General features: G+C 55.6%; 6 protein-coding genes and 1 pseudogene. All 7 read right to left on the bottom strand.

The annotated features are described in order from the left end of the window. On the bottom strand, nucleotides 1-2,955 hold a 2,955-nt coding region (gene rpoC, locus Q0526_RS13375), incomplete at its 3' end, for a DNA-directed RNA polymerase subunit beta' (protein ID WP_298734493.1). A gap of 47 nt (nucleotides 2,956-3,002) precedes the next feature. Further along, nucleotides 3,003-6,718 (bottom strand): annotated as a pseudogene (locus Q0526_RS13370) (DNA-directed RNA polymerase subunit beta). Nucleotides 6,719-7,174: 456 nt separating this feature from the next. Continuing rightward, nucleotides 7,175-8,272: an RNA polymerase sigma factor RpoD gene (gene rpoD, locus Q0526_RS13365; RefSeq protein WP_298734492.1), complete on the bottom strand. Its 1,098-nt coding sequence runs from the start codon at nucleotides 8,270-8,272 to the stop codon at nucleotides 7,175-7,177. An 82-nt stretch (nucleotides 8,273-8,354) separates the two neighbouring features. Continuing rightward, on the bottom strand, nucleotides 8,355-10,142 hold the full coding sequence (gene dnaG / locus Q0526_RS13360) for a DNA primase (RefSeq protein ID WP_298734491.1): 1,788 nt from the start codon (nucleotides 10,140-10,142) through the stop codon (nucleotides 8,355-8,357). Nucleotides 10,143-10,177: 35 nt separating this feature from the next. Beyond that, complete coding sequence (locus Q0526_RS13355; RefSeq protein WP_298734490.1) at nucleotides 10,178-11,179, bottom strand: deoxyguanosinetriphosphate triphosphohydrolase; 1,002 nt, start codon at nucleotides 11,177-11,179, stop codon at nucleotides 10,178-10,180. Between the two features lie 90 nt (nucleotides 11,180-11,269). Beyond that, nucleotides 11,270-11,887: a YigZ family protein gene (locus tag Q0526_RS13350; RefSeq protein WP_298734489.1), complete on the bottom strand. Its 618-nt coding sequence runs from the start codon at nucleotides 11,885-11,887 to the stop codon at nucleotides 11,270-11,272. A gap of 68 nt (nucleotides 11,888-11,955) precedes the next feature. Beyond that, on the bottom strand, nucleotides 11,956-12,053 hold a 98-nt coding region (gene rpmE, locus Q0526_RS13345), incomplete at its 5' end, for a 50S ribosomal protein L31 (protein ID WP_298734494.1).

Here is a 12,053-nt window from a genome sequence, read left to right as displayed (position 1 = left end):
CACACCGTTGATCTCGGCATGGCGGCTCTTCTTGGTATCGTCGATATGAACGGTACCGGCGATCTCGCTCATGATCGCCATAGCCTTGGGACGGCGGCTCTCGAACAATTCCTCAACACGGGGAAGACCCTGTGTGATATCTTCAGCCGATGCAATACCACCGGTATGGAAGGTACGCATGGTCAGCTGGGTACCGGGCTCACCGATGGACTCGGCCGCGATAATACCAACGCTCTCGCCCACCTTGACGCATTCGCCGTTAGACATGTTGGAGCCGTAGCAGCGTGCGCAGACGCCCACATGGGCACGGCAGGGCATGACCGAACGGATTTCCAGTTCGGTCATGCCGGCATTGGCGATCTTCTCGGCATCGAACATATCCATCATCTTATCCTTGCTGACCAGCAATTCGCCGGAGTTCGGATCGTAAACGTCATGCAGCGCATAGCGGCCGTTCAAACGTTCTTTGAAGGATTCGACCACCGAGTTGCCCTCGCTGATTTCGCGGACCCAGATACCCTCGGTCGCATGGCAATCTTCCTCGCGGATGATCACTTCCTGCGAAACGTCCACCAAACGGCGAGTCAGGTAACCAGAGTCAGCGGTACGAAGCGCGGTGTCAGCCAAGCCCTTACGAGCGCCTCGAGAAGAGATGAAGTATTCCAAGATGTTCAAGCCTTCGCGGTAGTTTGCGCGAATCGGCATTTCCAGCGTTTTACCGGCTGTGTTGGCAAGCAAGCCACGCATACCGGCCAACTGCTTGATCTGGTCCATAGAACCACGAGCACCGGAATCGGACATCATATAGATGGGGTTACGCTGGTGGTTGGTACGCAGGTTGTTGCCCAAAGCCTCGGAAACCTGCTCTGTGGCCTCCTGCCAGATGGCAACGGTGCTGCGATAGCGCTCCTCGTCGGAAATCAGACCGCGGTTGAAGTTCTTCATGCCCTTTTCGATCTTCTTATCCGCCGCAGCCAAAATCGCCGGCTTTTCTTCGGGGATGATGGCATCGGGCACCGCCACGGTGATGGCGGACAGCGTGGAGTATTTATAGCCCTGCGCCTTGATGGCGTCCAGCATCATCGCACAAGCCTTCGTACCATGCTTGGTCAGGCAGCGGCTGATGATGTCGGGCAGGCCCTTCTTGGTCAGCTTGTCGGACTTGCCGCCCGAAGCGATCTTCAGGGTGCGGGGGTTCATTTCGTAGTCGAACTTGTGCTCCGGATTGGTGCGGTCGACATAGCCCAGATCCTGCGGGATCGGGGTATTGAAGATGATCTGGCCCATCGTGGTATCGACAAGCGCACTCTCTTCGACGCCGTCGAAAGTCATGGTGCGACGCACCTTGATGGGGGCCTGCAGCGTAATCAAACCTTCCGAGTAGGCCATCATAGCCTCGGCCTCATCGCGGAAGATCTTGCCGTGACCCTTATCGTCGGGGTTGACGAGGGTCAGGTAGTAGCTACCCAGAATCATATCCTGCGTAGGCACCGTGACGGGCTCGCCGTCAGAGGGCTTCAACAGGTTACCGGAAGCCAGCATCAGCATTTTGGCTTCGCGCTGTGCCTCCTTGGAAAGCGGCAGGTGGACAGCCATCTGGTCGCCGTCGAAGTCGGCGTTGAAAGGCGTACAGACCAACGGATGCAGCTTAATGGCACGGCCTTCCACCAGTACCGGTTCGAAAGCCTGAATGCCCAGACGGTGCAGCGTAGGTGCACGGTTCAAAAGTACCGGATGGCCTTTGATAACGGTTTCCAGCGAGTCCCAAACCTCGGGACGAGCGCGTTCTACCATCTTACGGGCAGACTTGATGTTGTTGGCCTTTTCCTTCTCGACCAAGTCCTTCATGACGAAGGGCTTGAACAGTTCGAGTGCCATCTCTTTCGGCAGACCGCACTGATACATTTTCAGTTCAGGGCCGACAACGATAACCGAACGGCCGGAATAGTCAACACGCTTACCCAGCAGGTTCTGACGGAAGCGGCCCTGCTTGCCCTTGAGCATGTCGGACAAGCTCTTCAGGGCACGGTTGTTGGCGCCGGTGACCGGACGGCCGCGGCGGCCGTTGTCGATCAGCGCGTCCACCGCTTCCTGCAGCATACGCTTTTCGTTGCGAACGATGATGTCCGGCGCACCCAACTCCAGCAGCCGCTTCAAGCGGTTGTTGCGGTTGATAACACGGCGATACAGATCGTTCAAGTCGGAAGTGGCGAAACGGCCACCATCCAACTGCAGCAAGGGGCGCAGATCCGGCGGAATGACGGGGATAACCGTCAGGATCATCCACTCAGGACGCTGGTTGCTCTCGATGAAAGCCTCGACAGCTTCCAAACGTTTGAGCAGCCGTACACGCTTCTGACCGTTGGACTTTTCCAGCTCTTCCCGCAGCTCTGCAGAGAGTTTTTCCAGATCGATCTCCGCCAACAGCTTCTGGATCGCCTCAGCGCCCATGCCGGCTTCGAAGGTGTCTTCGTACTTTTCGCGCATCTCCTTGTACTCGCGCTCGGTCAGCAGCTGCTTTTTCTCCAGCGGCGTGAAACCGGGATCGGTAACAATGTAGTTGGCGAAGTACAGGACCTTATCCAGCTGACGGGGGCTGATGTCCAGCATCAGGCCAATACGGCTGGGAATGCCCTTGAAATACCAGATATGCGAAACGGGCGCAGCCAGTTCGATGTGGCCCATGCGCTCACGGCGCACTTTGGCGCGGGTAACTTCAACGCCGCACTTGTCGCAGATCTTGCCCTTGTAGCGGATGCGCTTATATTTGCCGCAGTGGCATTCCCAGTCCTTGGTAGGTCCAAAAATGCGCTCGCAGTACAGGCCGTCGCGCTCCGGTTTCAGGGTACGGTAGTTAATGGTTTCGGGTTTGGTGACCTCGCCATAGCTCCAAGCACGGATCTGCTCCGGGGAGGCAAGGCCGATCTTAATCGAAGCGAATTCTTTATTTTCCATTCAGCGAACCCTCTCAATTCAAGTATGACAGACGATACAGCGAAACATTATTCATCTTCAAAGGGATCGTTCATCTCGATCTGAGCCAGATCATCGGCGCTCGGCTCGCTGTCCGCATCCAGATCGTCGTCAAAGCCCTCGTCAGCGTCTTTCACACTGTAGTCATCCTGCAGCTCGCTCTCCACCAGGACATTGCCGCCCATATCGTCGTAGGTACCGGCATCGAAGCTGCTGTCATCGTCGTCGAATTCCTGGCGCATATCCACAGGATTGCCTTCCTCGTCCTGCACCACGATATCCAGACCCAGGCTCTGCAGTTCCTTGAGCATAACGCGGAAGCTCTCCGGAATGCCGGGGCGCGGGATCGGCTCGCCTTTGACGGCCCACCACGTCATCGGACTTGATGGTCAGGATCTCCTGCAGGGTGTAGGCAGCGCCGTAAGCTTCCAGCGCCCAGACTTCCATTTCGCCGAAACGCTGGCCGCCGAACTGCGCCTTGCCGCCCAGCGGCTGCTGGGTGACCATCGAGTACGGGCCGGTGGAGCGGGCATGGATCTTATCGTCGACCAGGTGATGCAGCTTGAGGTAGTACATATAGCCGACGGTGACCTTGTTGGGGAACTGCTCGCCGGTACGGCCGTCGTACACAGTGGTCTTGCCGTCGTCGGTCAGGTCGATCTTGGAGAAGTCGATGATATGGCCCTTCTCCCCCATCAGGCGGTCCAGCTTGGTGGGATATTCCGGTGCGTTTTCGCCATGCCACTTATCACGAGCCGCAGCGAAGCAATCCCGCAGGTCGGATTCGTGGGCACCGTCAAAGACAGGGGTCTGTACCTTCCAGCCCAAAGCCTTAGCCACATAGCCAAGGTTGACTTCCAGTACCTGACCGATGTTCATACGGGAGGGAACGCCCAAGGGGTTCAATACGATGTCCAGCGGCGTACCGTCGGGCAGGAACGGCATGTCTTCCTGCGGCAGAATGCGGGAAACAACACCCTTGTTACCATGACGGCCGGCCATCTTATCGCCCACGCTGATCTTACGCTTCTGAGCGATATAGCAGCGTACGCACATACGAACGCCGGGCTGCAGCTCGTCACTGTTCTCGGGGGTGAACACCTTAATATCCACCACGATACCGTAGGCACCATGGGGCACACGCAGCGAGGTGTCGCGGACTTCGCGGGCCTTCTCACCAAAGATAGCACGCAGCAGGCGTTCCTCAGCGGTCAGTTCGGTTTCGCCCTTCGGGGTGACCTTACCAACCAGAATATCACCGGTCTTGACTTCGGCACCGATGCGGATGATACCGCGATCATCCAAATCTTTCAGCGCGTCATCGCCCACGTTGGGGATATCACGGGTGATTTCCTCGGGTCCCAGTTTGGTGTCCCGCGCCTCGGTCTCGTATTCTTCAATATGGATGGAGGTGTAGACGTCCTCGCGAACCAGTTTTTCGTTCAGCAGGACGGCGTCCTCGTAGTTGTAACCTTCCCAAGTCATGAAGCCCACCAGAGCATTCTTGCCCAAGCTGATCTCACCATTCTTGGTGGCGGGACCGTCGGCCAACACATCGCCGGTCTTGACTTCATCGCCCACCTGTACGATGGGGCGCTGGTTGTTGCAGTTGCCTTGGTTGGAACGCATGAACTTGATGAGTTCGTAGGTGTCGGCGGAACCGTCGGCGCAGCGCACCACGATCTTCTCGGCATCCACATACTCCACCGTGCCGTCCCGGGCTGCCAAAATGCAGACGCCGGAGTCGGTAGCGGCCTTGTATTCCATACCGGTGGCGACGATGGGCTGCTGGGTGACCATCAGAGGCACAGCCTGCCGCTGCATGTTGGAGCCCATCAGGGCACGGTTACAGTCGTCATTCTCCAAGAAGGGAATGCAGGCCGTAGCCACAGAAACCATCATGCGGGGCGAAACATCCATGAAGTCTACCTGACTGGCTTCAAACTCCTGAATGTCGTTGCGGTGACGGCCGGAAACGCGGGAACGAACAAAACGGTTGTTCTCGTCCAGCGGCTCGTTGGCCTGTGCGACGATGTATTCGTCCTCCACATCGGCGGTCATATAGACCACTTCGTCGGTGACAACACCGGTTGCCTTATCCACCTTGCGGTAAGGCGCTTCCACAAAGCCGTACTTATTGATCTTGGCATAGGTGGCCAAGTAAGAGATCAAACCGATGTTAGGACCTTCAGGGGTCTCAATCGGGCACAGACGACCATAGTGGGTGTAGTGAACGTCGCGGACTTCGAAGCCTGCACGGTCACGAGACAAACCACCGGGTCCCAAGGCAGACAGACGACGCTTGTGGGTCAATTCGGCCAGCGGGTTGTTCTGGTCCATGAACTGGGACAGCGGGCTGGAACCGATGAACTCTTTGATTGCCGCCACAACGGGACGGATGTTGACCAAGCTCTGCGGGGTGATTTCGCCGCTCTCCTGATTCTGCAGGGTCATCCGCTCGCGGATCACACGCTCCATACGAGAGAAACCAATGCGGAACTGGTTCTGCAGCAACTCGCCCACGCTGCGGACACGACGATTGCCCAAGTGGTCGATTTCGTCGGTAACACCGATGCCGTGGTCCAAACCAATCAGATAGTTAATGGAGGCAAAGATGTCATCCACCGTAACGGTGCGGCTGATAAGCACGTCATGGTTCTGACGCAGCAATTCCTTCTGCTCTTCGGGATCAGAGGTAGCGTCCAGAATCTTGCGAATCTCGGCAAAGTTGGCGCGCTCGTTGATGCCGCACTCCGCATCCACATCAAAGCTGAAGAAAGGCTTGGCATCTACGCAGCCGTTGGAGATCACGATAACAGGCGTGCTCTCCTCACCTTTGCGCTCGACCAGCACCACAACACGGGTCACGCCGGCGGCGTCGATCTCATTGGCTTTGGCAGTGGTGATCTTTTCCCCTTTGGCCACCAGCAGTTCGCCGGTCAACGGGGCAATGATGTCCTCCGCTGCCTTATAACCGGCAATACGGCGGGCCAGCGCCAACTTGTTGTTCATCTTGTAACGACCGAACCGGGCCAGATCATACCGGCGCGGGTCGAAGAACAAGGAGTTCAAGTGGCTGCGAGAGTTTTCTACCGTCGGGGGCTCGCCGGGACGCAGCTTGCGGTACACTTCCAGCAAGCCTTCCTCGGTGGAGTGGGTGATGTCCTTCTCCAACGAAGCGTTGATCTTCGGCTCAGAGTCACCGAAGAACTGACGAATCTGCTCATCGGTGCTGAGACCCAAGGCACGAATCAACGTGGTGACAGGCAGCTTACGGTTCTTATCGATGCGGACGTAGAATACATCCTGCGAATCGGTCTCGTACTCCAACCAAGCACCGCGGTTGGGGTTCATTGTGGCCGTGAACAGGTCCTTACCGGTACGGTCCTTGCTGGAACCGTAGAACACACCGGGAGAACGAACCAACTGGCTGACAATCGCACGCTCGGCACCGTTGGAAATAAAGGTGCCGGAATCGGTCATGAGCGGGAAATCGCCCATGAAAATTTCCTGTTCCTTCACTTCCCCGGTCCAGCCGGTAATCGACGAACTCCAACACCAGATTCCCGGTGTAGTCCTCGATCGCGGCAATGTCGTGGAAGACTTCGTGCAGGCCTTCCTCCAGGAACCAGTTGTAAGAGTTCTTCTGGATCTCGATCAGATTGGGCATGCCAATCACTTCGTTGATCCGGGAGAAGCTCATGCGGGTCGTTCTGCCGTTTTGTACGGGCTTGACCTTTACCATAAAACGCGACCACTCCTATTCCATAGATTGACAAAGTTGGCAAAAGCGTCCCAAAAGCCGGCCCGCGAAACAAGCCATATTCGGCGTTTTTCACAAAGTTTTTGATTTTTGCTTTTTGGCAAAATCCCTTTAGGGCGCTCTATTCCATTTTTGTGATACTGCTTAAGTATACAGGCTAAAACCCTTATTGTCAAGGCTTTTCGGGGCTTTTTTACAACTTTTGTCTGCGCGTTGATACGCCCGGGTCCGTGTAGGATTTTTTCGGCATTTTGACGATTTTGCCCCGTTCCGCCCACCTTGACAAATCCGCGCAGCCGGTTCCAGCAAGGGTTTTTGGGCATTTTTCACAACCGTTCGTTCGTCTTTTTGTGGGAGCTCGCTCTTGACAACCCCCGCAAAATGACAAAGAAAGCCCCCGGCCGAGGCATTCGGCCGGGGACATTGTAAAAAATGCAATCAATCCAAGAAGTCGCGCAGTTTTTTGCTGCGGCTGGGATGACGGAGCTTACGCAGAGCCTTGGCTTCAATCTGACGAATCCGTTCACGGGTAACATTGAACTCTTTGCCAACTTCTTCCAGCGTACGGGGGCGGCCATCCTCCAGACCGAAGCGCAGCCGCAGGACCTTCTCTTCCCGCGGGGTCAGCGTCTTGAGCACATCGGCCAGCTGTTCTTTCAGCAGCGTCTGGCTGGCAGCCTCTGCCGGAACCGGCGCATCATCATCGGGGATAAAGTCGCCCAAATGGCTGTCCTCCTCTTCACCGATGGGAGTTTCCAAACTGACGGGTTCCTGTGCCACCCGCATAATTTCCCGCACCTTATCCACCGGCATCTCCAGCCGCTCGGCAATCTCTTCGGCGCTGGGATCGTGGCCATATTCATGCAGCAGTTGGCTGGAAACTTTCTTCACCTTGTTGATGGTCTCCACCATATGCACCGGAATACGAATGGTACGAGCCTGATCCGCGATGGCACGAGTAATTGCCTGACGAATCCACCATGTAGCATAGGTGGAAAATTTAAAGCCCTTTGTGTGGTCGAATTTCTCCACCGCTTTGATCAAGCCGAGGTTACCTTCCTGAATCAGATCCAAGAACTGCATGCCGCGGCCCACATACCGCTTAGCGATAGAAACCACCAAACGCAGGTTGGCCTCACTCAGGCGCTGCTTCGCCTTCTCTCCTTCCGGACCGCCAGCCTGAATCTTCAAAGCCAAATCGATCTCTTCTTCCGGGGTCAGCAGCGGCACACGGCCAATCTCTTTGAGGTAGACCTTAACCGGGTCATCGATGGTAATACCGTCCGTGTTCAGACTTTCCTCGAAATCGTCCACGCTGTCTTCTGTCAGCGCGGCAGCATCCGCAGCGTCCGCCGTGTCGTCGTCAACCACTTCAATACCGTTGCTCTCCAGTTCCTCGTAGAGCTTTTCCATCTGCTCTACATCCAGAACGTGGCCGCTCTCCTCCATGGCATCGCCAATTTCAGAGTTGGTCAATTTGCCGTTGCGCCGACCGCTCTCAATCAAGCTGCGAATAGAATCTTTTTTCTCTGCCATAAGTACGTTTCTCCTTTTGGTTTTCTATTGCTACTCTGCGCGCTTTTTGCGCTGGGAAAAGTTTGTTGGCTTGCCATCCACCTCAGGTATCATCCGGTTGTGGATCTTGTACCCCTTTTTCCTTTTTGACATTGGCAAAAAAGCTAAGGAATTGATCATCACTGGTTCCTGCCACCCGCTCACTGATAGGTTTCGCGTTTTGCAGACGTTCCAGATACATATCAATGTCCCGCCGGGTGAGCTTTTGGTCGTGATTTTGGGCTTGCGCATGTGCTACTTGCTGAAATGTTTTTTCTTCTAACATTTGCTGCAAAGATGTTAAGTTCACCGGCAGCTTTTCGTCTGCACAGCGGAAAATCGCCTGCAACGCCTGCTGCATTTCCGGCAGCAAAATGCTGTCCATCTGCAAATGGGCGCGCACATAGGGAATCTCTTCCGGCTCTTGCAGTAACGCCGCCACCAACTGCCTGCCGGCACTGGCCGCGCCCAACGCTGCATCGCCCCCCTGTGTATAAGGAATCCTGATATCGGCAGCAATGCTTTGCTGGGCCATCTCTTTCTGCTCTTTGCGCCGTCCTCTTCGCTCCGCCGCGCGCAACGCCCCTTGCATTTGGGAAACGATGGCCTGCTTGGAAACACCGGTTTCCTCCGCCAAGCGTCCCGCGTACACATCCCGGGCCGTGGGACTCACCCAGTACCCCGTCAAAATGTCGATTGCCTCATGAATGTAGTTGAGGCGTCCATCGTCGCTGCGCAAATCATATTTGGACTTTGCTTTCTTAAGCTGGAACTCGGTTGGATTGGCGGTGCCGTTGAGCAGCATATCAAACCGTTCCCGTCCATATTTTTTGATAAACTCGTCCGGGTCTTTAGCCCCTTGGTAGCTCAGCACGCTGACCTTTACCGGGCTATTCGCAAACAGCCCCAGACTGCGTTCCGTCGCTTTCTGTCCCGCTTCGTCCGAGTCATAGCTCAGCACTACCTCGTCGGCATATTCGCTCAACAGTTTGACCTGCTCTGCCGTCAGCGCTGTACCACAGGCACACACCGCAGTGTCAAAGCCTGCTTCGTGCATCGAGATCACGTCCATATACCCTTCGCAGAGGATATACCGTTTGCTGGTGGACTTTTTGGCTATGTTCAGCGCAAACAAAGTGCGGGATTTGTGGTAGACCTGTGTTTCAGGACTATTGATATATTTGGGTTTGGAGTCATCCAGCACCCGGCCGCCAAAAGCGATGATGGATCCCCGCACGTCAATGATGGGTACCATCACGCGATGGCGGAAAATATCATACAGGTTTCCTTTGGCGCTGCGCTTAACCAGACCGGAGCGCTCCAACTCGCTCTCGCTGAAGCCTCGCCTGCGCAGGTAGTGCAGCAATCCGCCAAAATCCTGCGGCGCATAGCCCAGCCCAAAGCGGCGGATGGCCGCATCGGAAAGACCACGCTTTTCTTTCCAGTACCGGCGCGCCTGCGCTGCCTCCGGTGTCTTCGCATTGAGCTGCTCATAAAAGTACCGGGCAGCACAGCGGTTGATCTCCAAAAGACGTTGCCGCGCCTTTGCCTCTTTGTCCTCTTCTTCCGGCAGCGGCATTCCCACCCGGGACGCCAACTGCTTTACGCTTTCCACGTATCCGAGATTATTGTACTTGCGTACAAAGTTTATAACATCGCCTGCCGCTCCGCAGCCAAAGCAGTAGAAGCTCTGGGTATCGGGGTACACGACAAAGGACGGTGTCTTTTCGTTGTGAAACGGGCACAGCCCGCTCAGCGTACGGCCACGCCTACGCAGTTGCACATACTGGCCGATCACTTCTTCGATATCGTTGCGGCGTACCACTTCCTGTATGTATTCCTGTGGGATCAACCCATTCCACCTCCCTCATGCAGAAGAATGCCGTCTCACAAAACCTGCCACTTTTTCGGCACAAACCATTCTACAAACAGTCGCGTGGCAAACTCATCGCTCATACCGCTGATATAGTCGGTTGCAGCCCGGTCTACGCCCTCGTTGTAGGCAATCTCGAGATAAAAGTTAGGCAGCAGTGCCGGTTCTTCGCACAGACGCTCATACAACTCTGCGATGAGCTTGTCCACCTTTTTCTCTTCTCGCTTCGCTTCCCGGTCCACATATACGGTAGAATACATAAAATCCTTTAGGATCGCATAGGCAGCTTCCACCTCGGGGGAAAAATTGATCCGCCCGTTTTGGCTGTGCTCCACCAGATCCGCAATCATCGTAGTGATGCGCTGAGACTTCGTGTGGCCCAACACCGCAGTAGCCTCAGCGGGAATCTGCCGCGGGTCCAGCACGCCTGCCCCCACAGCATCTTCAATATCATGGTTGAGAAAGGCGATATGGTCCGCGCGGCGCACCACGCAGCCTTCCGGCGTGCGGGCCCACGCCCCCGTGGTGTGCGTAATAATTCCGTTGCGGACCTCCCAGCTCAAATTAAGCCCCTTGCCGTCCTTTTCCAACAGATCCACAACCCGCAAACTTTGGCGGTAATGGGTAAAGCCGCCGGGGCAAAGACGATTCAGCGCCCGCTCCCCTGCATGACCGAAAGGAGTATGCCCCAAATCATGGCCTAATGCAATCGCTTCGGTCAAATCCTCATTAAGGCGCAACGCCCGGGAGATGGTCCGGGCAATTTGACTCACTTCCAACGTGTGCGTCAATCGAGTGCGATAGTGATCTCCCTCAGGGGAAAGGAACACCTGTGTTTTCTGTTTGAGGCGGCGGAACGCCTTACAATGCAAAATACGATCCCGGTCCCGTTGGAAGCAAGGGCGAATCGGATCCTCTTCTTCCGGTTTACGGCGGCCCCGGCTATTTTCGCTCAAGGTCGCATAGCGGCTCAGCGTTTGGCGTTCAATCGCCTCGGTTTCTTCTCGGATCGTCATGCTGCCGCCTCCTTTCTTTGCTGTTTTCTATTTATATATACGATAAAACTGCGGCAAACACTCTATTTTTTTCGGGAATTTCATGTTTTTTCAAAAAGGAGCATATTCCGGTTCCGAAACCTCTACCTGCGCAGTACCACGAGTCAATTCCGCCAAGGTTTGGCACAAGGCGTCTTCCTCTCCCGCCGGCATACGCCAAACCAAGGTTACCCCGTCTGCAAACTGAGGTTCTTCCAATTTTCCCCCAGCCGCTACGATGATACGTTGTGCCTGTTCGAACACCCCATAGGATACCCCCACCCGGCAGTTCACGATCAGACGCATACTGACCAATTCTGCATTTTGCAAGGCTCCGGATGCCGCCGCCGTGTAGGCGCGCACCAACCCGCCGGTTCCCAACAGGATCCCACCGAAGTAACGGGTTACCACCACAATCACATCCGATAGTCCTGCATGGCCGATAGCCTCTAACACCGGCGTTCCCGCCGTCTTGGCGGGTTCCCCATCATCGGAATAGCGGGTCCGACCATTTTGCAGCACATACGCGTACACATTGTGCCGTGCCGTGCGATTGGCCGCTCGGACTGCATTCAACACCTGCAGCGCTTTTTCTTCGGTATCGGCAAAAGCCGCTGTACCAATAAAGCGACTGCGTTTTTCTTCATAGGTAAAGGTTGCCGTACCACGAATGGTCTTATAGTCGGACATGAAAACTCCTTATATAAACAGCCAAAAATACCCCAGATGTCGCCATCTGGGGTACAGTGCAAACAAACTTATTTGCCAGCGTTGGCATAACGGCGCTTGAAACGCTCGACACGGCCACCGGTATCGACCAGCTTCTGCTTGCCGGTGTAGAACGGATGGCACTTGC

The sequence above is a fragment of the uncultured Subdoligranulum sp. genome (genome assembly GCF_937890665.1).
The sequence above is the reverse complement of the archived record's forward strand: the minus strand, read 5'-3'. Positions and strand labels throughout refer to the sequence as shown.

Bases quoted from the DNA above. Each gene is read 5' to 3' on its own strand.
- Q0526_RS13350 (WP_298734489.1), bottom strand. From the start codon at position 11,887: ATGTCCGACTATAAGACCATTCGTGGTACGGCAACCTTTACCTATGAA.
- Q0526_RS13355 (WP_298734490.1), bottom strand. From the start codon at position 11,179: ATGACGATCCGAGAAGAAACCGAGGCGATTGAACGCCAAACGCTGAGC.
- rpoD (WP_298734492.1), bottom strand. From the start codon at position 8,272: ATGGCAGAGAAAAAAGATTCTATTCGCAGCTTGATTGAGAGCGGTCGG.